Origin of the sequence: Pseudomonas sp. OVF7, from assembly GCF_030644265.1 — a bacterium.
Lineage (GTDB): Bacteria > Pseudomonadota > Gammaproteobacteria > Pseudomonadales > Pseudomonadaceae > Aquipseudomonas > Aquipseudomonas gorinensis.
In genome coordinates this window covers 1264073-1285725 of record NZ_CP128996.1, presented here as the reverse complement: position 1 = coordinate 1285725, position 21653 = coordinate 1264073, and the positions used below count along the sequence as shown (strand labels likewise).

18 protein-coding genes are annotated in these 21653 nt (G+C 62.3%); 8 read left to right on the top strand and 10 right to left on the bottom strand.

All coding sequences use genetic code 11. The features are described from left to right. Positions 1–68: 68 nt before the first annotated feature. A complete protein-coding gene (locus QU606_RS05700; RefSeq protein ID WP_024072748.1) occupies positions 69–1073 on the bottom strand; it encodes an AraC family transcriptional regulator in 1005 nt (334 codons plus the stop codon). 101 nt (positions 1074–1174) lie between these two features. Here QU606_RS05700 and QU606_RS05695 point away from each other — a divergent pair, with 101 nt between their 5' ends. Next, positions 1175–2254 carry a fatty acid desaturase gene (locus tag QU606_RS05695; RefSeq protein WP_024072749.1) on the top strand — a complete coding sequence of 360 codons (1080 nt, stop codon included), beginning with the start codon at positions 1175–1177 and terminating at the stop codon, positions 2252–2254. On the opposite strand, the gene QU606_RS05690 is transcribed toward QU606_RS05695, so the two are convergent. From QU606_RS05690 to QU606_RS05680, 3 genes are read right to left on the bottom strand one after another with little or no spacing between them, the layout of a single operon-like run. Further along, positions 2226–3836, bottom strand: coding sequence for an arylsulfatase (locus QU606_RS05690; protein ID WP_304998192.1), 1611 nt, complete (start codon positions 3834–3836; stop codon positions 2226–2228). The genes QU606_RS05695 and QU606_RS05690 overlap by 29 nt on opposite strands. 29 nt (positions 3837–3865) lie before the next feature. Next, on the bottom strand, positions 3866–4681 hold the full coding sequence (locus tag QU606_RS05685; protein WP_024072751.1) for an ABC transporter ATP-binding protein: 816 nt from the start codon (positions 4679–4681) through the stop codon (positions 3866–3868). Then, positions 4678–6270, bottom strand: a complete 1593-nt coding sequence (locus QU606_RS05680; protein ID WP_193690053.1) for an ABC transporter permease — start codon at positions 6268–6270, stop codon at positions 4678–4680. The genes QU606_RS05685 and QU606_RS05680 overlap by 4 nt, the downstream gene beginning before the upstream one ends. 288 nt (positions 6271–6558) lie before the next feature. Here QU606_RS05680 and QU606_RS05675 point away from each other — a divergent pair, with 288 nt between their 5' ends. Next, positions 6559–7560 carry an ABC transporter substrate-binding protein gene (locus tag QU606_RS05675; protein WP_024072752.1) on the top strand — a complete coding sequence of 334 codons (1002 nt, stop codon included), beginning with the start codon at positions 6559–6561 and terminating at the stop codon, positions 7558–7560. Positions 7561–7589: 29 nt separating this feature from the next. Here the strand turns inward: QU606_RS05675 and QU606_RS05670 are convergent, their stop codons facing one another. Then, positions 7590–8510: a LysR family transcriptional regulator gene (locus tag QU606_RS05670; RefSeq protein WP_024072753.1), complete on the bottom strand. Its 921-nt coding sequence runs from the start codon at positions 8508–8510 to the stop codon at positions 7590–7592. Between the two features lie 181 nt (positions 8511–8691). Between QU606_RS05670 and QU606_RS05665 the strand changes: the two genes are divergently transcribed. Then, complete coding sequence (locus QU606_RS05665; protein ID WP_069075011.1) at positions 8692–9597, top strand: TauD/TfdA family dioxygenase; 906 nt, start codon at positions 8692–8694, stop codon at positions 9595–9597. 337 nt (positions 9598–9934) lie between these two features. On the opposite strand, the gene QU606_RS05660 is transcribed toward QU606_RS05665, so the two are convergent. Continuing rightward, positions 9935–11542, bottom strand: coding sequence for an alkaline phosphatase family protein (locus QU606_RS05660; RefSeq protein WP_102624814.1), 1608 nt, complete (start codon positions 11540–11542; stop codon positions 9935–9937). Positions 11543–11642: 100 nt separating this feature from the next. Then, positions 11643–12587 carry a LysR family transcriptional regulator gene (locus QU606_RS05655; RefSeq protein WP_102624815.1) on the bottom strand — a complete coding sequence of 315 codons (945 nt, stop codon included), beginning with the start codon at positions 12585–12587 and terminating at the stop codon, positions 11643–11645. 155 nt (positions 12588–12742) lie between these two features. Here QU606_RS05655 and QU606_RS05650 point away from each other — a divergent pair, with 155 nt between their 5' ends. Further along, positions 12743–15091: a TonB-dependent receptor gene (locus tag QU606_RS05650; RefSeq protein ID WP_304998191.1), complete on the top strand. Its 2349-nt coding sequence runs from the start codon at positions 12743–12745 to the stop codon at positions 15089–15091. Here the strand turns inward: QU606_RS05650 and QU606_RS05645 are convergent. Beyond that, positions 15088–16272, bottom strand: coding sequence for a CynX/NimT family MFS transporter (locus tag QU606_RS05645; RefSeq protein ID WP_304998190.1), 1185 nt, complete (start codon positions 16270–16272; stop codon positions 15088–15090). The genes QU606_RS05650 and QU606_RS05645 overlap by 4 nt on opposite strands. 110 nt (positions 16273–16382) lie before the next feature. On the opposite strand from QU606_RS05645, the gene QU606_RS05640 reads away from it, so the two are divergent. The 4 genes from QU606_RS05640 (at position 16383) to QU606_RS05625 (ending at position 19468) form a co-directional block, all read left to right on the top strand. After that, positions 16383–17234, top strand: coding sequence for a LysR family transcriptional regulator (locus QU606_RS05640; RefSeq protein ID WP_150292004.1), 852 nt, complete (start codon positions 16383–16385; stop codon positions 17232–17234). Between the two features lie 240 nt (positions 17235–17474). Next, entirely contained in the window at positions 17475–18290 is an 816-nt protein-coding gene (locus QU606_RS05635; RefSeq protein ID WP_024072761.1) for an energy transducer TonB, read from the top strand. Between the two features lie 52 nt (positions 18291–18342). Next, positions 18343–19065, top strand: a complete 723-nt coding sequence (locus QU606_RS05630; RefSeq protein ID WP_093235410.1) for a MotA/TolQ/ExbB proton channel family protein — start codon at positions 18343–18345, stop codon at positions 19063–19065. A 1-nt stretch (position 19066) separates the two neighbouring features. Then, positions 19067–19468 carry a biopolymer transporter ExbD gene (locus tag QU606_RS05625; RefSeq protein ID WP_010565408.1) on the top strand — a complete coding sequence of 134 codons (402 nt, stop codon included), beginning with the start codon at positions 19067–19069 and terminating at the stop codon, positions 19466–19468. An 83-nt stretch (positions 19469–19551) separates the two neighbouring features. Here the strand turns inward: QU606_RS05625 and QU606_RS05620 are convergent, their stop codons facing one another. Further along, a complete protein-coding gene (locus tag QU606_RS05620; protein WP_193690058.1) occupies positions 19552–20499 on the bottom strand; it encodes a LysR substrate-binding domain-containing protein in 948 nt (315 codons plus the stop codon). Further along, complete coding sequence (locus QU606_RS05615) at positions 20499–21347, bottom strand: EamA family transporter (RefSeq protein ID WP_168232169.1); 849 nt, start codon at positions 21345–21347, stop codon at positions 20499–20501. Before QU606_RS05615 ends, QU606_RS05620 begins: the two co-directional genes overlap by 1 nt. Positions 21348–21653: the final 306 nt, after the last annotated feature.

The window sequence follows — 21653 nt, the reverse complement described above, 5'->3', positions numbered from 1 at the left end:
GGGAACGCATTTCAACTGTGGGAGGGGGCTTGCCCCCGATGAGGCCCTCAGCCACCCCACAAATCCACCTACCGCAACCCATCCCGAAACTGCCCCGGCGTCATCCCCGTCCAGCGCTTGAACGCGCGATTAAAGCTGCTGGTATCAGCAAACCCGAGCAGATGACTGATCTCCGCCAATGAGCACTGCGGATCACGCAAGTGCAGCAGCGCCAGGTTTTCCCGGCATTCATTGAGCAACGCATCAAAGCGACACCCCTCGTCCGCCAGATGCCGTTGCAAACTGCGCAAACTCAAATGCAACGCCTGGGCAATCCGCTCGGCATTCGGCTCGCCATCGGGCAGTTGCGCCTCGATGGCCGCGCGCACCTTGCGTTCCCAGGTCAGCGGTTGCAGTTGGGCGAGGGTGCGTTTGAGCACGGTTTCGTTGTGTTCGGCCAGTTCCGGGTTGGCATCGTCCAGGTGGCTGTCGAAATCCCTGGCGGCGAATTCGAGGCGGTCTTCCTCGGCGCCGAAAAACACCGGGGCGCGGAACACCGTGTGCCAGGGCTTGGGGTCGGCGGGTTCCGGGCGCCGTAGGTAAACCGCCAACGGCGCATAGTCGCGGCCCAGGCGATTGCGGCAGGTGCGCACATAGATCGCGGCAAACGCATCGATGGCTTCCAGCGCCGGCGCCGGGCTGCCCGGCGGTTGCAGCAGGCGAAAGCGGTAGCGCTCGCCTTCCCGGCTCAGCTCCAGCGTCAGGGCATCGCTGACCACCTGGTGATAACGCACGATGCGTTCGAACACCTCGCGCAGGCTGCCGCTGGCCACCAACGCATAGCCCAACGCATGAAAGGTGGTCGGGCTGACAAACCGCGACACCCGCAAGCCGATCGCCGGGTCGTTGCTGGCCTGCACCGCCAGTTCCCATAGCCGGGTGGTGGCCGACAACGGGTAGCGCGCATTGGGGTCGTCCATCTGCTGGGGGTCGAGACCGGCCTGGGCGCACAGGGCGGCGCTGTCGAGGCCCAGGGCGTCGAGCTGCTTGCGCAGTGCGCGGGTCCAGCTGGCGAGGGAAGTCGGTTCGGTCATGGCGATTGGCGCTTGCGGTCAACAGGTTGGCGTCCGGGGCTAGCGTCCTGCCGGATCGCTTGGGGCAGGATGGACACATCAGTAAACAAGAGGATGGAAGCATGGACGGTACTTCTGCAAGTCCCCAGCAGATGAACGCACAACAGCGTTCGGCGCATATCCGTGAGGTGGTGCTGGCCGAAGGCGTGCGCTTGCGCCAGCAGCACCCCTGGCTGTTGCATCAAGACGCATTGGGCGCGGGCATACTGGCGTTTGCCTTGGCCGGCATGATCGGCTCGGCGGCGCTCTACATCACCGGGGTCATGGCCTGGTGGGTGTGCCTGTTGCTGAACGCGTTCCTGGCCTCATTGACCCACGAGCTGGAACACGACCTGATCCACAGCATGTACTTTCGCAAGCAGCGCCTGCCGCACAACCTGATGATGGGCCTGGTCTGGCTGGCGCGGCCGAGCACCATCAACCCGTGGATTCGCCGGCACCTGCACCTCAATCATCACAAGGTCTCCGGCACCGAGACCGATATGGAAGAACGCGCCATCACCAACGGCGAGCCCTGGGGCTTGGCGCGGTTGCTGATGGTGGGCGATAACGTGATGTCGGCGTTTATCCGCATGCTGCGCGCCAAGACCTGGGACCACAAACTCAAGATCCTCAAGCGTTCGCTGCTAGTGTACGCGCCGCTGGCGTTGCTGCATTGGGGCGCGTGGTACGTGTTCCTCGGTTTCCACGCCGCCAACGGCATCGCCAGCCTGCTGGGCACGCCGATCGCCTGGTCCGCCGGTACCTTGCAGGTGATGCACGTGATCGATATCGCGGCCGTGGTGATCATCGGCCCCAACGTGCTGCGCACCTTTTGCCTGCACTTCGTCAGTTCCAACATGCACTACTACGGCGATGTTGAGCTGGGCAATGTGATCCAGCAGACCCAAGTACTCAACCCCTGGTGGATGTGGCCATTGCAGGCGTTCTGCTTCAACTTCGGCAGCACCCACGGGATTCACCATTTTGTGGTCAAGGAACCGTTCTACATCCGCCAGATGACGGCCAAGGTGGCGCATAAGGTCATGGCGGAGATGGGCGTGCGGTTCAATGATTTCGGTACGTTTGCGCGGGCCAATCGGCTTGAACCCGCCACGCGGCCGCAGGCCCGCCTCAATCCGGCTGAAACGGCGATGCGCTGAGCACCACGCCGGTTTCGTCCACATACTGTTGCCAGTGGCCGATTAACGTGGCGAGTTTGTCCGGATGACTCAAGGCCAGGTCGTGGATTTCTCCAGGGTCCTGGCCCAGGTCATACAGCTGCCAGGTCGCCGGGCCCACGGGGCCGGGGATGTATACGGCCTTCCACTGGCCCTGGCGAATCGCGCGGCGGCCAAACAGTTCCCAGCCGGTCACCGTATTGTCGTCGTGCACCTGGGTGGTTTCGCCAGAGAGGAAGCCCAGCCACGACTTGCCCCGCAGCGGCGCCACCGGCTTGCCGCGCCATTGTTTGCCCGGATGACGCACGCCGGCCAGGTCCAGGATGGTCGGCGTGATGTCCATCACCGTGCCGAACCCGTGGCTGATACGACCTTTGAGCGACAGCTGCGGATAGTGCACCAGCGCCGGTACGCGAATCCCGCCTTCGGTGGTGAACGCCTTGAACAACCGCGACGGCGCCGTCGCCACCTGCGCCCATGACGGGCCATACCAGACATAGGAGTTGGCGCGGCCAATGTTGTCCAGGCTGTTGTCGTAATGTTGGTTGAGGTAGGTGAGCAACTGCGGTCCGAACTTAGGGAACGCCTCCAACAGCGCACCTTCGGCGCCGTTGTCGGACATGAACACAATGAACGTATTGTCCAACTGCCCCTGCTGGCGCAGGTAATCCACGACCCGGCCGATGTTCCAGTCCATGCGCTCGACCATCGCCGCATACACCTCCATGGCCCGCGCCGATACCTGGCGCTGCTCGTCGGTCAAGGCGGCCCACTGGGTGGTCAGCTCGATCAACGGGTGGGGTTCGACTTCAGCGTCGATCAGCCCCAGTGCCTTGAGTTTTTCCAGGCGTTTCAGGCGCAGCACTTCGGGGCCGGCGTCGTAGCGGCCACGGTACTTCTCGACGATGTCCGCAGGCGCTTGCAACGGCCAGTGCGGCGCCGAAAACGGCAGGTAAGCGAAGAACGGCCGGGCCTGGTCGCGCTCCTTGAGGTAGTGCAGCAGCTTGTCGCCGAAGGCATCCGAGGAATAGAAATCCTTGGGCAACTGCTCGACGAACCGGTCGTCTTCGATGTACAGCGCCGGGGTGGATTTGAGCAGGCCTGGGGTGTCGTCGTTATAGGTCGGTTCGAAGCCGTAGTGGTTGGCCGCCCCCGGCAGCAGTGAGAACGAACGCTCGAAACCGCGGGCGTGAGGCGCCAGTTCGGCGGTCAGGCCCAGGTGCCACTTGCCGCTCATCAGCGTCTGGTAACCGGCCTCGCGCAGCAGCTCTGGCAGCGCCACCACCTTGTCATTCAAGTAACCCTCGTAGCCGGGCTTACCGATCAGCTCCGGGGTCAGCGCCTCGGCCATGGTGCCGATACCGGCGATATGGTGGTCGGTGCCAGTCAGCAGCATCGAGCGGGCGGGCGAGCAGGTGGGGGCGGTGTGGAAGTCGGTCAGGCGCAGGCCGTTCAGCGCCAGGGCGTCCAGATGCGGGGTGGAAATTTCCCCGCCAAAGGCGCCGAGGTCGGAGAAGCCCATGTCATCGGCCAGGATCACGAGAAAATTGGGACGTTGCGGCATCAAGGCGCTCCTCATTAGCAGGCGGTTTTTCAGCAGGCAATAAAAGCCAGTGGCAGGTCGCGGATCTGTTCGCGCGCGGGCGGCTGGTAATGGCCGTCGCTGGTCAGTTCGTGCAGCAGCTCCTCACGCAGTTGGTGGAATTCGAAACTGCTGCGCTGGCGCGGGTGGGGCAGGGCGATATCCACCACCTGCTTGATTCGCCCAGGCCGGGGCTCCATCACCACCACGCGGTCGGCGAGGAAAATCGCTTCCTCCACATCGTGGGTCACCAATACCGTGGTGATTTTGGCGCGGGCGCGGATTGCCAGGAGTTCGTCCTGCATTTGCTGGCGGGTCAGGGCGTCGAGGGCGCCGAACGGTTCGTCCAGCAACAGGATGCGCGGGCTGGCCACCAGACCGCGGGCAATCGCCACCCGTTGCGCCATGCCACCGGACAGTTGGTGCGGATAGGCGCGGGTGAAGTCGGTGAGGCCGACCAGTTCGATAAAGTCTGCAATGCGCCGGTTTCGCTCGGCCTCGCTCAACGGCTCGTTGACCAGGCCCAGGCCGATGTTTTCCGCCACGGTCAGCCAGGGGAACAAACGGTGCTCCTGGAACACGATGCCGCGTTCGCCGCCGATGCCGTTGACCGCTTTGCCGTCGACGCGGATCTCGCCGCGAAACTGCGTATCCAGCCCCACCAACAGGCGCAGCAGGGTGGATTTGCCGCAGCCGCTGGAGCCGACAATCGCGACGAATTCGCCTTCGGCAATCTCCAGGTTGAATTCACGGATGGCTTCCAGCTCGAAGCCATCGACGTCAAAGGTCTTGCCCACATGGTTGAAGCTGACGATAGGTGCGTTCATGCGTGTCTCCAGCGGGTGGCGCGGGTTTCGATGCGCTGGCCGATCAGGTTGAGGGCCGCGCCGGTGAGGCCGACCAGGAGCATGCCGCTCATGATCAGGTCCATGCGCAGCAGTTGTTGGGCGCCGATCATCAGGCTGCCGATACCGCCGTTGGACGGCATGAAATATTCCGCACCGATGGTGCCCAGCCAGGCGTAGATCAGGCTCAGGCGCAGGCCGGCGAAAATACCGGCTGCGGCGCCTGGCAGCACCAGGCGTCGTAACCGTTGGAACAGGTTCAGGCGCAACACCTGCGCCGCTTCGTTGAGCTGCGGCGACAGATTCAGCACGCTGCGTTGGGTGGCGATAAACAGCGGGAAGAAGGCGGCGAGGGCGATGAACACCCACTTGGCCAACTCACCCAGGCCAAACCAGGCAGTGAGCAACGGCACCCAGGCGAAAATCGCGATCTGGCGCAAGGCAGCCAGGGTCGGCCCGAGGACCCGCTCGCTGCGCCGGGACAGCCCCAGCCACAGACCCATGGCAAAGCCAAGGCCGCCCCCGAGTACCAACCCGCCCAGGCTTCGCCCCAGGCTGGTGCCCAGTGCAGCGCTCAGGTTGCCATCCACGACCCCGGCGACGGTGGTGTGCAACACCACCCATGGGCTGACCAGAATGTTCGGGTCTACCCAGCCTTGTTGCGTCGCGACCTGCCACAGCGCCAGCAACAGCAAGGGCAGCAACCACGGTTGCAAACGCTGCCAGCCTTGATAGCGCGGCCCGCGACGAATCTGCGCCGTGGCCGGATGGGGCCAGTGCACCCATTTGCGATCCAGCCAGCCAATGCCGCGATCCATCGCGATGCCCAGCACGCCGATCACCACGATGCACACGAAGACAATATCCAACATGAACAGCTGGCGCGCCCACACCATCAGGTAGCCGATGCCTTCGCTGGAGGCCAGCAACTCCACCGCCAGCAGCGAGGTCCAGCCGGCCGCCAGGGCCAGGCGTACACCGGCCATGAATGCCGGCAGCGCGGCGGGCAGGATCAGGCGACGGATCAACAGATACGTGGGCAGGCGCAATACACGGGCGGCTTCACGCAACTGGGGTTGGGCGTCGCGCACGCCGACCAGGGTGTGCAGGGTCACGGGCACCACGATCGCCTTCACCAGCACCACCAGTTTGAGGGTTTCGCCAATGCCGAAGAACACCATGAACAGTGGAATCCAGGCCAGCGTCGGTACTTGCGACAATGCGCTGAACGTCGGAAACACCAGGCGCTCGGCGCGCGCACTGAAACCCAGCAACGCCCCCAGCAGCGCCCCGGCGCCAATGCCCGCCAGCAGCCCCCAGAACAGGCGTTGCAGGCTGATTGCCAGGTGGCTCCACAACTCGCCGCCGGCCAGTTCCACGGCGCTGCTCCACACCAGGGACGGTGGCGGCAGGATCTGCTCGCTCATCCAGTGATTGCGGCTGGCCAGCCACCACAGCGCCAACAGCGTCACCGGCAGCAACCATGGCAACAGCCGTTCACTGCGCAGCGGCCAGCGTGGCGTGGCGCCGGGGGCCGCGAGCGGGAGGCTTAAAAGTGAAATTCGGGCCATGGAGGACCTCCGTTGTCGCCGATGGCGTTATGTGTTTTTGATCTTATAAAAACGCAATCAAGATGATTGGGGGATAAGAAAAATCATTTAAAGCCTCTGCCGGACACGCATCCAATGCATTCGAAGAATATTTTCGATGCTGTTTATGCATAGTCCTCTGGGGCCGGCGTTTTCACTTGCATAGATCTAAAAGCTATTAAATTGTGAATTTATAGTATTTAAAGTTTTTATCCGCCTGTGCCTACTTTCTGCTCCCCAGGCGACCCTCGCCCACAAGGAGCTGCGCTTATGAAACTGCCTTTCAAACGTCTGATCACCCTGGTCGCAGGCACCGCACTGGCGGGCCTGGTACAGGCTGCCGACCTCAAGGAAATCCGCATCGCCGTGCCCGACCTCAGCGCCGGCAGCCAGCACAGTGGTGGGGGCATAACGGACGTGCTGCGCGAGCAGCAGATCTTCGAAAAAGCCTTTGCCGACCAAGGCATCAAGATCCAGTGGAACTACTTCAAGGGCGCCGGCCCCGTGATCAATGAAGCCTTCGCCAACGGGCAGGTGGACCTGGCTTACCTGGGCGACCTGGCGGCGATCATCGGCCGCTCCAATGGCCTGGAGACGCGCTTGCTCAGTGCCAGCGCGCGCGACGTCAAGCAGTACCTCGGCGTGGTGCCGGGCTCAGGCATCAAGACCTTGCAGGACCTCAAGGGCAAGCGCGTCGCGGTGTTCCGTGGTACGGCCAGCCAGTTGTCGTTCGATGCCGCATTGGCCAGCCAGGGCTTGAGTGAAAAAGACCTGAAGGTCATCAACCTGGACTTCAACGCCGCCGGTGCGGCGCTGGCCGCCAAGCAGATCGACGCCACCTGGGGCGGTTCGAACCTGACGGCGTTGCAAGCCAAGGGGCTGGCTGAAATACCCCTGACCACCAAGGATCTCGGCGGCGCCGGCAGCGTCCAGGCGGTGCTGGTGGGCAGCAAACAGTTTGTCGACGAGCATCCCGACGCCGTGGCCAAGCTGCTCAAGGCCCAGCAGCAGGCGGTGCAATGGTTGACCGATGACAACAACAAGCAAGCCTACATTGCGCTGGTGTCCGGGCTGGCCAGCTACCCGCCGCTGATCCTCACCAATGACTTGAAAGACCAGACCCTCAGCGAGGTCTTCCCGTCGACCCTGGACCCGGTGTTCCTGGCTAAATTGCAGGGCGCGGTGGACCTGGCCTCCCAGGAGAAGCTGATTCGCAAGTCGTTCCAGGTGAGTGACTGGGTGGCGCCGAATCTGGCGGCGGCGGGGCTCTGAGTTGGGTGGTGTCCAGGCGATGAGACCCTTCAAACCGCCACACTCATCTCCTGGCTGTCCACCTCCACCAAGGTCTCGATCATCGCCTTCGCCGCCGGCGACAACCGCGAACCGGTGCGGCTGACGATGCCGCAGCGGGCGCTCATGGTCTCCATGTTCTGCGGCAGGTTGCGCCAGTGCAGCAGCTTCAACGTGCCCTGGGCGATGTCGTCGGCGAACGCCTCCTCGGTGCCCACGCCGATGGCATTGGACTGCAGCACAATCTTCACCAGCGCCGGGAAATGTTCGGTCTGGATGCTCGGGGAAAAATCCATGCGCCCACTCAGGTTCGCCAACAGTTTGCGAATGCCCTGGGAGATCAGCGGCGACGCCAGCGGGTAGTCGAACATGTCGTTGGTCGACAGGCTGTCCTTGTCCAGCAGCGGGTGCCCCGGGCGGCAGAAAAATACCCCGCGCTTGGGCGTCAGTGCACGGGTCTGGAAATTCGGATCAGCTTCGAACTGACGGATGTCGGCGATAAAGAATTCGATCTCTTCGCGGCTCAGGGCGCGGCTGAGTTTTTCCCAGTTATCCACCTGGAAACTGGTACGGATTTTCGGGTGGGCGCTGATAAAGCGCGCCACCGCATCCGGCACCAGTTTCACCGCTGGCGCGGGGCCGCAGCCAAAGCGCAGGTCGCCGGCGTCGAGCTTGGTCATGCGCGTCACTTCACTGCTCAGCAGGTTGGCGCCATGCACCAGGGTCAGCGCGTGTTGCAGTACCACCTGGCCTTCCGGCGTGGGGCGCAGATCCTTGTGGCCGCGGTCGACCAGCACACAGCCGAATTCCTGTTCCAGCCCCTGGATGCTGCGGCTGAACGCCGGTTGGGTGATGCCCATGGCGTCCGCCGCACGCACGAAACTGCGGTGTTCGTTGAGGGCGATGAAGTACCGCAGTTGGCGAAGATCCATATGCTTTCCCTGCATCTTAAAAATAGGTCGAAGGCATTTGCGACCACGGGAGCAGAGGTTTTAAATGCAAGCTCTTATTCCGTCAATGAAGCATTGGTTCATTTGCTAGATCTAAATTGCATATGAATAGAGCGTTGTCGGAAAGCTCCCCACCATCAGTAGGCACAAGAGGGTCATCACAATGAGCAACGCCGCATTAGCTGTTCAACCCGTCGCCCAGGCACTGGATATTCACCCGGTCGCCGGCCGCATCGGCGCCGAGATCCGTGGCATTAGGCTGTCCGGCGATCTGGATGCCGCCACGGTCGACGCCATCCAGCAGGCGCTGGTGCAATACAAGGTGATCTTCTTCCGTGAGCAGACCCACCTCGATGACCAGAGCCAGGAAGCTTTCGCCCACTTGCTCGGCGAGCCGATTGCCCACCCGACGGTGCCGGTGCGCGACGGTACGCGCTTCCTGATGGAACTGGACGGTACCCGTGGCCAGCGCGCCAATTCCTGGCACACCGACGTGACCTTCGTCGACGCCTACCCGAAAGCCTCGATCCTGCGTTCGGTACTCGCCCCCAAGTCCGGTGGCGACACGGTGTGGGCCAACACCTCAAGCGCCTACAACGACCTCAGCGTCGAACTGCGCGCACTGGCGGATAACTTGTGGGCGGTGCACAGCAACGAATACGACTATGCCGCGCTCAAGCCGGATGTGTCGGCAGAGCGGCTCGAGGCATACCGCAAGGTGTTCACCTCGACGGTGTACGAAACCGAGCACCCGGTGGTGCGCGTACACCCGGTCAGTGGTGAGAAGACCCTGTTGCTGGGGCACTTCGTCAAGCGCCTGAAAGGCTATTCCCAGGCAGATTCGACCCAGTTGTTCAACCTCTTGCAAAGCCACGTCACCCGCCTGGAAAACACCGTGCGCTGGCGTTGGAATACCGGCGACGTGGCGATCTGGGACAACCGCGCGACCCAGCATTACGCGGTGGACGACTACGGCACCCAGGAACGCATCGTGCGCCGGGTGACGCTCAAGGGCGATGTGCCGGTGGGTGTGCAGGGGCAGCGCAGCCAGACCACCAAAGGTCTCTGAGCTGACAACGCTTCACCTGTGGGAGGGGGCGAGCCCTGATGCCATTCAGTTAAGGCTTTTTTGTAGGAGCGAGCTTGCTCGCGAAAAACGTCAACGATAACGCGTGTCTCCTGAATGAACGCGGCGCCTGTGAGTTTTTCGCGAGCAAGCTCGCTCCTACAAAAGGCGATGTACGCTTAACTGAACGGCATTAGGGCAAGCCCGCTCGCCACAACAGGCCCGCCCGCCACGGGTTACTGTTTGCCCGTTCTATCTCTTAACTGACCGGCATCAGGGCTTGCCACGGAGGTACCCATTTGCTGCGCGACAGCGGCACCTCCCACATTCGATTTGTGGTTTACCAGACGCCGATTTTCACCACTTTCTCCGCCTCCGGCTCACCGTAACGAAACCGTTGGCCACGCAGATCGATCTCTGTGTGGCTGATGGTGGTGCGCCGCTTCAACCCGCGCAGCCATTCGAACAGATACCCCAAATGAATGTCGCGCACTTGGGCATAGGCCGGGTCGCTGCCCAGGTCGTGCAGCTCCTGCGGATCGTTTTCCAGGTCGAACAGTTGTGCGCGAAAGCCGTCGTACGCCAGGTATTTCCAGCGCTCGCTGCGTACCATCGTCATCCGGCAACGGTCGATGGGTTGCGCCAGGCGTTCGCGGGCCGGGGCCTGGAAGGCGTAGTCGTACTCGGCGATGGCGTAGCGGCGCCAGCTCGTTTCTTGGCAATGCAGCAGCGGGATCAGTGAGCGGCCTTCCAGGCGATGGTCGGCCGCGGGCAGGCCCAAGGCCTCAAGGAAAGTCGGCAGCGCATCGATGGTTTCCACTAGCCGTGCGTCCACTGTGCCACGGCTGATATCGGCCGCGGCGCGTGGGTCGCGCACGATCAGCGGAATGCCCACGGCCGGTTCCAGCAAAAATTCTTTTTCGCCGAGGAAGTGATCGCCGAGAAAGTCGCCGTGGTCGCTGGTGAACACGATCAAGGTGTCGTCCCAACGGCCGTTGCTTTGCAGGAAATCGAACAGTCGCCCGAGTTGGTCGTCGACTTGTTTGATCAAGCCCATGTAGGTGGGAATCACCGTGAGCCGTACCTCGTCACGGGAAAAGTTCAGGCTCTCCTGGTGTTGGCGGAACGCCTGGTACACCGGGTGATCGCTGGTTTCCCCAGGCTGGATCGGTGCCTGGATATGCTCGGCGCCATACAGCGCGTGATAGGGCGCCGGTGCGATGTAGGGCCAGTGTGGCTTGATATAGGACAAGTGCAGGCACCACGGTTGTTCGGCCTGCTCGCGGATGAAGTCGATAGCGCGGTCGGTGGTGTAGACGGTTTCCGAATGCTCCTCGGCCACGCGCGCGGGCAGGCCGGCATTGCGCATGTGCCAACCGCTGAGCACTTCGCCGTTTTCACCTGCTGCGGCATTGGCCCATTCGTGCCACGGGTTGGTGCCGCTGTAGCCCTGTTCGCGCAGGTAATGGGTATAGGGCGCGGACTCGCGTTTGTCATCGAACAGCGGGCTGTCGGGGTAGATGCCGTCGTGACGCAAGTACGCCTCGAAGCCGACCTCGTTCAATGGCTCGGCCTGCTCGCTCCCAGGGTCGATATTCAGGCGCTGCAAGGCTTCGACATTCGGCGTGGCGTGGGTCTTGCCGACCAGCGCCGTGCGGATACCGTGGGGGCGCAGGTAGTCGCCGATGGTCAGTTCTTCCAGGGGCAACGGCACTGCGTTCCACGCCACCTGGTGGCTGCTGACGTAGCGCCCGGTATAGGCCGACATGCGCGAGGGCCCGCAGATGGTGCCTTGGGTATAGGCGCGGCTGAAGCGCACACCGGCGGCTGCCAGGCGATCGATGTTCGGCGTGTGCAGGTGAGCGTGGCCGTAGCACGACAGGTAATCGCGGCGCAGTTGGTCGCACATGATGTACAGCACGTTGCGCACGGGTTGGGAGTGGGGCATGGGGTTTCACCAGACGGAGGACAGGTGAGTTTTTTCGCCGTTCGGGTGGGGGGCTGGCAAGTGCATTTGGGGACTGGATTTCATGCAGGGGATGCATGGCCTAAACCGCGACATTCTCCAGTGCACACACATCCTCATCCACCTCATCGATCTGTTTGATCTGCTCGATCATCGCTTGCGCCAGCGGCGACAAGCGATACCCGGCCCGGCTGACGATGCCGTAGCGGGTGTAACGCTCCTCCAGATCCTCGGCCAGGCCCTCGATCTTCAAGCACACCAACTCGCCCCGGGCCATGTGCAGCACATCGCTGTTGGCGCTGACGATGCCGATGGCGTCGGAGCGCAGCACCACACCCATCAGGCTATAGCCGTTCTCGCATTCGACATTGGGCTGGTAATCGGGGCGGCCGCTGAGGTCGACGATGACCTTGCGCAGGTTGGGCGGGCGGATGGTCACGGCCAGCGGGTAACTCATCAGCTCGGCGGCGCTCACGCTGTCGCGCAGGGCCAGCGGGTGGCCGGCGCGGCAGCAGAAATACCAGCGGCGCGGGCGCAGGCGGTGAGTGTGATAGTCCGGGTTGGCTTCGAAGTGGCGGGTGTCGGCGACAAAAAACTCGAACTCTTCACTGAGCAGGCGTTTGCTCAGGCTTTGCCAGTCGTCGACCTGGTACTGCACCCGTGCCTTAGGGTAGCGCCCGATAAAACTGCCGATGGCGCGGGGCACCAAGCCACCCGCCGGCGCCGGGCCACAACCGAAGCGCAACTCCCCTGCCTCCAGGCCATTGAACTGGTCGATCTCGTTGGCCAGTTGCTGCGCACCGCTGACCAGGCGCCGGGCGTGCTCCAGCAATACCTGGCCTTGTTTGGTCGGTGCCAGGTCTTTACGGCCACGGTCAATCAGCTGGCAGCCGGCGCTGTGCTCCAGGGCCTGGATACTGCGACTGAACGCTGACTGCGACAGGTTCACCGTCAACGCGGCTGCGACAAAACTGCGTTGTTCGGCAAGGGCGATGAAGTGACGAAGCTGGCGCAAATCGATATGCATTTTTCACATCAAAAATATCCGGGAAATGCATTGGCTATGCATTAGGTCGACTCTTTATAAAGGCTATCTCTTATGCAGTAAATGTTAGTTAAAGCATAAATAAATAACCTAAAGGAATATCTCTCGATGGATATTTCCGGGTTCCGGAGCCGCTTATGAGTCTGTTGAAGTCCGCTGTCCCTTCCTCTCCCTGGCGGCTCAAGCGTTTGCCGCTGGCGCTGTTGCTGGCCGGCAGTGCCAGCTGGACGCTCAGCCACGCGGCCGACGCAAACAAGCCTGCGCCCGAAGGCGAGAACGCCACTGGCCAACTGGAAACCGTCACGGTCACCGCTCGGCGCCGCACCGAAAGTGCCCAGGATGTGCCGACGCCCATGAGCGTGATCGGTGGCCAGGCCCTGGAGAGCCAGCGGGTGTATCGGATTCAGGATTTGCAGCAACTGGTGCCCAGCGTCAACGTCGCCTACATGCATGCGCGCCAGTCCAGCGTGTCGATTCGCGGCCTTGGCAACAACCCGGCGAGTGACGGCCTTGAGGGCAGCGTGGGGCTGTATATCGACAACGTTTACCTCGGGCGGCCGGGCATGGCGGTGTTCGACCTGATGGACATCGAGCAGCTTGAAGTCTTGCGCGGCCCGCAAGGGACGTTGTTCGGCAAAAACACCACGGCCGGGGTGATCAACATCAGCACGCGCGCGCCGAGTTTCACCCCGGAGCGCAGCATTGAAACCTCGTTGGGCGAGGACGGCTACTTCCAGACCAAGGGCACGATTTCCGGCCCGCTCACCGATGAGCTGGCGGGGCGTTTCTCGGCGTATCGCACCCGCAGCGACGGCGACATCAAGAACGAATACAACGGCCATGATCTCAACGGTGGCTCGCGCCAAGGCTTTCGCGGGCAACTGCTGTACAAGCCCAGCGAGGCGTTCAACCTGCGCTGGATCGGCGATTACAACGAAGAGGATTCCAGCGCCGGCACCCGTGTGCTGTACAGCACCGGGCCGACCATCAACGGCACCAACCTCTACCAGTCGCGGGCCAACGCGGCAGGCGCGACCCTGGTCGATGGCACCCATCGCAAGGTCAACCTGGACAGCGACCAGCAGGTCACGGTGTTCCAGGGCGGCACGTCGCTGGAAGCCAACTGGACGTTGCCAAGTGACTTCACCCTGACCTCGGTGAGTTCCTATCGCTTCTGGAACTTCACCCCACGCAACGACGACGGCCTTAACGTGCCGGCGTCGTATAACGCCGGGGTGTCGGTGGAAGATAAGCAGTGGTCCCAGGAATTCCGGCTGGCTTCGCCCACCGGCGGTTTCTTCGATTACGTGCTCGGTGCCTACTACTTCGGCAATTCGCTGGACAACAAATCCTTCGCCTATTACGGGCCCCAGGCCGACATTTGGAACGGCACGCCAGCCGGGGCATTGGCCAACGTCAGCAGCGTCGGCAACGGGCACATTCGCACCGACAGTTTTGCACTGTTTGCCCAAGGCACCTGGCACCTCACCGAGCGCCTGGATTTCACCGCCGGCCTGCGCGGCACCTATGAAGAAAAAAGTGCCTGGGTCACGCGTAACAATCCCCTCGGCGGTGCGGCGGTCACCGGTGCTGCCGCTACGGCTCGACGTGGCCGCGCGGGGGCGTACGATTCCGGTGACCTCACGCAATACAGCACCAGCCCCTCGGGTTTGCTCAACCTGAGCTACCGCTTCAACGAAAACCTGTTGGGCTACGCGACGCTGTCCCATGGCGAAAAGTCCGGCGGGGTCAACCTGGCGGTAGGCTCGGCACCGACGGCCGGTGCCGACTCACTGCTGATCGGCACCGAGCGCGCCAACAACGCCGAACTGGGTTTCAAAAGCACGCTGTGGGACCGGCGGCTGCAGCTCAATGCCAACCTGTTCTGGACCCAGGTCAACGGTTACCAGACCAATGCCTATGACCAGGACAACCGTGTGCAGTACCTGACCAACGCCGGTTCGGTGCGCTCGCGGGGCCTCGAAGTGGAAAGCACCCTGGTGCCGATCAAGGGCCTGACGCTGAACGTGAACGGCTCGTTCAACGATGTGAGCTACCTGTCTTACAAGGATGCACCGTGCCCGCCGGAAGTCAGTCTGCGCCCCGGTGCGCCGGCCTCCTGCGACCTGAGCGGGCATCAAGTGGTGGGGGCGTCGAAATGGATCGCCAACGCCAACGGCGAATACAAGTGGAACCTGGATAACGGCTTCGAACCCTACGTCACCGCCAGCTATGCCTTCCGCTCCAAGGCCGTGGGCACGGTGGAGGACTCTGACTATGGACAGATTCCCGCCTACGCCGTGGTCAACCTGTCCACCGGCCTGCGCGGCAACTATGAGCAGGGGCAGTGGGACGTGTCGTTATGGCTGAAGAACGCCTTCGACAAGACCTACTACACCACCCTGTGGACCGGCGGCAACGGTGGTTATGAAGGGCTGCTGGGCACGCCGCGTACGCTGGGGCTGACCGGGCGCTACGACTTCTAGCCGGCTACGGCGGCGGTGCGGTAGGTGGCTGGGCTGAACATTCGCGTCACCATGAGCATCGCCACTGCCGTGACCGTCAACACCCACCAGGCGCTGGTGAAATGGCCGGTAAGTTCGCGCAGCCAGCCGGTCATCCATGGCGAGACCGCGTTGATCAAAAAGCCTATGCCTTGCACAAAGGCCGCCAGTTGCCCGGCTTGCCGAGGGTCGCGATGGTGGTCGAGGGTCAGCAGCAGGCTCAGGGCGAAACACGCGCCCAGGCCGAAGCCGCACAGGGCGACCCACAGGTGGGTCAATTCCAGCGGCGCCAGCAACAGGCCGAGATAACCCACGGTCTGGGCGAGCAAGGCAATGCCCAGCAGCGGCCGCCGATCGATACCGCGTTGCGCCAGCACCGGCATCAGCAGCGCGGCGATCACCTGGAAGATGGTCATGAACGCCAGCAACGAACCGCTGGGCAGCACGCCCCAGCCCAATTGCTGATAGTAGGCCGGCAACCACGCCACCAGGCTCATGTAGCCGCAATTGACCAGGCCGAAGTACAGCGCCAGCAACCAGGCGCGACGATTGCGCAGGCCCTTGAACGTGGGCATCACCTTGGAACTTCTGGCCGCCCCCAGCGGTAAGAACACCCACAGCAGCCACGCGGCCAGCACCGGTAGCAACCAGATTCCCAGCCCCGCCCGCCATTGCTGGAAATGGCTGGCCACCAGCGGGCTGAGCAGCGCTGCCAGCCCACCGCCGGCCATCAGCGAAGCCGAATACACCCCCATCGCCACCGGCACGCGCTGCTGGAATTCGCGCTTGATCATCGCCGGCACCAACGCCTGGATCAGCGCGACACCGGCACCACCGAGCAGGGCAGTGGCCAGCAATGCCGAGCCCTGGCCCATCAGCCAGCGCGCCAGGCATGCCAGCAGGATCATCATCAAGCCCAGGGCAATGCCACGCCGTTCACCCAAGCGCGCTTCCACCCGCACACCCACCAGCGCCACCAGGCCCATGCACACCACCGGCAGGCTGGTCAGCAGGGCGCTGCTCTGGAAACTCAGGCCGGTGGCCTGGCGAATCTCGCCGAGCAACGGGCTGATCGAGCTGAGGATCGGCCGCAGGTTGAGGCCCAGTACCACCAGCAGGCCCCAGCCCGCGAGTTTGCTCACGAATGAAGAGTTAAACGTCATGCGGGGCCTGTTCGAGGTGCAAAAAGAGGCAGGTAGTATCGCCAGCTGGCGAGGTATTCTGAAATTAAATATAACCATGCCAATCAGTGGCAAATGGAATGGTGACGAGCATGTTCGATCCTGTGTTGTTGCGCAGTTTTGTCGCGGTGGTGGATTGCGGCAATTTCACCCGCGCCGCCGAGCGCCTGCACTTGACCCAGTCCACCGTGAGCCAGCAGATCCGGCGGCTGGAAGAAGCGGTGGCGTGCCAGTTGCTGGACCGCGACCAGCGCCGTGTGGTCGCCACTGCCGAAGGCGAGCGGCTGCTGGCCTATGCGCGGCGCATCCTGGCGCTGCATGAAGAAGCCGCCGATGTGTTGATCAACCAGCAAAGTGATGGCGTGCTGCGCCTTGGCGTACCGGAAGACTTTGCTGCCGAGCGCCTGATGCCGTTGCTGTCGGCGTTCGTTGTGGCGTATCCACGGGTGCGCCTGGAGGTCACCAGCGGTCTCGGCCCCGAGTTGCAGCGTCAGTACCGCAGCGGCGAGTTCGATGTGTTGTTGGTCAAGCAGATGGGCGACAGCGCCGACTGCCTGGCCTCATGGCCCGAGCCGTTGTGCTGGGTCGACAGCCGCAGCACACCCTCCCTGGGGCGCGATCCATTGCCGTTGGTGGCGTTTCCGGTGGGCGGCCTGTACCGCAATGAAATGCTCCAGCACCTGGAGGTGGCGGGTTGGCGCTGGCGCATCGGCTATTCCAGCGCGAGTTTGGCCAGTGTGTGCTCGGCGGTAGCGGCGGGGCTGGGGATCAGCCTGTTGCCGCGCCGGGTGGTGCAGGCCGGGCATGCGGTGCTGGGGGCCGAGAGTGGCTTGCCGGCCGTGCAGGGCGTGCGACTGGCGTTGTATGGCCGCAGTGGCCTGGGAGCGGCAGGGCAGAGTTTGCAGCGCCAATTGCTCGATTTGTGTGCAAACAGCCCTGCCTGATCCATGCCTTTGCTGAATATTTTGTATGCGTGATAAGCATCAAAAAACCGCGCTGGGGCGCCAGGCCACGGATTACGGGGCTTTGGCGTCTGCGGGTATTTTGCTTATTCAGATTAGATCTATCTATAACTTTAAAGATTACTTTAAGAGATAAGCGTCTGGCCCCGATGATTCAGCCCTCGACGGCCGCTTTGGCAGGCCTGTCGGTTTTTTTGTTTCAAAACCGTAGGGAGTGAATCAATGGGCAATGTCCAGACCGCCGCCAGTGCACCCGAGGCGCTATGGCGCCAGGCACCGAGTGGTGAGTTGGTCGACCTTGGCCGGCCGCATCGCGCGCCGTTAGGGCAGTTGCGTTTGCAGAAAACCCCCAAGCGCTTTTCGAGCCGTCGCGAGGGGATTCTGCTCGGGTTGCTGGTGTTGGCCCTGCACGGTGCGGTGATCTATTGGGTGAGCCAGAAGCCCACCCCGGTGCTGCCGATTGTGCCGCCGGAAATCCCGCCAATGACCATCGAATTTTCCCAGCCGGCACCGCCCGTGGTGGAACCGCCACCGCCTGTGCCGCCACCACCGCCGCCGCCCGTGGTCGAGCCACCGCCGCCGGTGGTGGATGAGTTGGCCGCCAAGCCGGCACCGCCCAAGCCGATTCCAAAACCTAAGCCCAAGCCGGTGCCAAAGCCTGAGCCCAAGCCCGCCCCGAAACCGGTCGAGCAGGCGCCCACGCCACCGCAACCGGCGCCACCGGCCCCCGCGCCCGCTCCGCCTGCGCCAGCCCCGGTGACCCCTGCTTCGGCCAACGCCGCGTACCTCAAGAACCCGGCGCCGGAGTACCCGTCACTGGCGCAGCGTCGCGGTTGGGAAGGCACGGTGTTGTTGCGAGTGCATGTACTGGCCAGCGGCAAGCCGGGTGAGATCCAGGTCCAGAAAAGCAGCGGTCGCCAGCAACTCGACGACGCCGCACTGACCGCCGTGAAGCGTTGGAGCTTCGTGCCGGCCAAGCAAGGCGATGTGGCCCAGGACGGCTGGGTCAGCGTACCGATCGATTTCAAGATTCACTAACTATTCGGCTGCGGTGTGTTGCACACGCCGCGACCCGCACAAGAGGGAAAACATCATGGCATTAGCATCTCCACTTGAATCCATCGAAAGCGCGGTGATCTGGCTGCTGGTGGTCTTTTCGGTCGCCACCTGGGGCCTGGCCCTGCTCAAGGGCGTGCAGTTCGGTCGCCTTAAAGCGCAGGATCGCAAGTTCCACAAACAGTTCTGGGCGGCGTCGAGTCTCGACTCGGCCGCCGAGTTGGCCGAGACCCAGCCCGGTGCCGCTGCCCGTGTGGCCCAGGCCGGTTACGCCGCGATCCAGGTCGGGGAAGCGCCGCACGCGGCCGACCTGAGCCAGGCGATCAACCACCAGGACCGCCTCGAGCGTGCCCTGCGCCAGCAGATCGTACGTGAGCGCCGCTCCCTGGAAACCGGCCTGGCCGTGGTCGCCAGTATCGGCAGTACCTCGCCGTTTATCGGCCTGTTCGGCACCGTGTGGGGGATCATGGAAGCGTTGAAGGGGATCAGCGCGGCCGGCTCCGCCAGCCTGGAAACCGTGGCTGGCCCGATCGGTGCGGCGCTGGTCGCTACCGGCGTGGGTATTGCCGTCGCCGTCCCGGCGGTGCTGGTCTACAACTACTTCCTGCGCCGCCTGAAGCTCACGGCGGCCGACCTGGATGACTTTGCCCACGACTTCTACAGCCTGGCGCAGAAGCATTCGTTCCGCGTGCTGCTGCACCCTGCGCTGACCAAAGGCGCGGCCGGCAACCCGCAAAAAGTGAAGGAGGCGTCCTGAGATGGCCTTCTCCACCCAAGACAGCGATGAGGTGCTGAGCGAGATCAACGTCACGCCGTTGGTCGACGTGATGCTGGTACTGCTGGTGGTGTTTATCGTCACCGCGCCGCTTTTGACCAACGCGATCCCGATCAACCTGCCCAAGACTGAGGCGGTCGCCCCGGTGGAGCAGAAGGACCCGCTGGTGGTGAGCATCGACGGTGCCGGCAAACTGTTTATCAACAAGGACGAAATCCAGCCGGACCTGCTGGAATTCAACCTGCAGGCGGCCAAAGCCAAGGACCCCGATGTGCGGGTGCAACTGCAGGCCGATGATGGTGTGAACTACGGCGAAGTGGCGCGAGCCATGGCGTCTATCGAGCGCGCGGGGATTACCAAGCTGTCGGTGATCACTGCACGTTAGTTTCAAAGCCTCGACAATTTTTTGGCCGTTTCCTTGGCAGGGTGCGGCCTTTTTTTTGCCTCAGTTTCAGTAACATCACACGATCAAAGTGCGCCAACCCCAGCGATTTGCGGATACCGGATTTCAACTTCTTGCTGAAACTTTCTAGCGCTTTCTTTAAGCCAGTCAATCAACCGAGCGATATCAGGTTCCGACTGCCGCCCATTCCTACAAATAACGTAGTACGCCGCCGGCGACATCATCAGCGGGCCGCCTAGTGTGACTAATGCACCTTCTTCCAACTGGTCATACACCAACGCTGTCCTGGCCAGCGCAATCCCGCCACCCTTCACCGCCAGACTGATTGCCAGGCTTGAGTCCGGAAAGCGCGGCCCATGGTGATAAGGCGCAGCTGCCAGGCCCTGGAACGCAAACCAGCTTTCCCACCCTGGACACACTTGATCGTCCACACGGTGAATGAGTGGATACCGCGCGATATCCGTCAGCGAAATATCGCCATTCATGCGTTGAAACTCCGGTGAGCAAACCGGGAACACGGCATCGCGCATCAGAAGCTCGGCATGATGATCCGGGTAGTCGCCGTACCCCATCACAATCGCAACATCGAATTGATGGGCACCGAGATTGGCGCTATTCATATCCGCACTGGTCAATACCAGGTCGAGATTGAATGAAGCGTCGGTGTGGGAACCATGCATTCTGGGGATTAGCCAGGTCGAACACAGGGACGAAGTGCACGAAAGATAAAGGGGCTGAGATTTGCTCGGATTCAGCGAGTGCAACACCGTCTCAAGGGTTTTGAAAAAATCATCGGTCACCGGCAACAAAGCCTGCCCGGCTGTTGTGAGGTTGACGCCCCGCGAATGGCGCTCGAACAACTGAACGCCCCACCATTCTTCCAGACCTGCGATCTGATGACTGATGGCACTGGCGGTGAGGCTCAACTCTGATGCTGCGCGGGCGAAACTGCCTGTTCGTGCAGCACTGACAAAGGCTTGCAGCATGGGTGTAGGTGGCGGACGTTGGCCCATCAGGTGCTCACTTTGATCAGGATGATCCCGCAAACAATGACGAACGCCGAAAGCATCCGCCGCCAGCCGAACCGCTCGTGAAAAAACAGCGCGGCAATAATGGCGCCGATAATAACACTGGTTTCCCGCAACGCTGAGACCTTGGCCACCGCATCCAGCGACAGCGCGAACAGCACCAGGCCGTAGGAAGTGAGGTAAAAAACGCCGCCCATTACGCCGACTTTCCAATGGTTGCGAATGGCCTCTGCGAATTCCAGACGTTTCTTGAAAAACGCCAGCGCCGGAATCGGAATGCTCTGGAATACCGTCAGATAGATGATGTATTGCAGCACCGTCTCACTGGCTCTGACACCTTTGGCATCCACCACTGTGTAGGACGCGATGAAAGCACCTGCGCACACCGCCATCAGGATTGGTTTGAACATACGCGCGGACATCCTGCGCACGAATGTCAGGCTGATAATGCCTACGCAAATCAGCAACACCCCCGCCATGGCATGAAACGATAGCTGCTCGTGCAGCAGGAAATAGGAAAACAGCGCGACTAAAACCGGTGGCACCCCGCGCATGACCGGGTAGACCTGCCCAAAGTCGCCGGTTTCATACGCTTTGATCAGAAACAATCGATAGGCCGTGTTGAGCACCACGGAAACCAGCACGTAGCCCCACACCTGCAGGCTTGGCGCATTCACCAGCGGCAGTGCCGCCAGGCAGATCAGCAACGCCGTACCATCGACCATGGCCAAGGTCATGAAGCGACTGCTCCCCGCCCGGACGACCGCGTTCCAGGTGGCGTGCATGAAGGCGGAGATCAAAACAAGGGTGATCGCGATGTTGGAGTTGTCCATGGGGCTCGAGCGGGGGAGGAAATGAAGGCGGCTATTTAACGCAGTCATGTGCCATGGTCAGAAGCGAAAGCTCGTCAGTGCTGCCATTAAAAACCGTCATGGTTTGTAAAGGGCCAGCAAGCCGTGTCCCTTTAAATTGCAGGACGTTTCCGAGACAATCCCCGCCGCCTTGTGACTGTTGGAATGGATGGCTAGTCTTCGGCCCGTCGCTGGTTTTCAGCGATCGGGTTTAGCAGCCTGAGTTCAATAGGCACACGGTTCACATCCGCGTTTATGGTGGCTGTGCGTGGGGCACCCTCGGGTGCG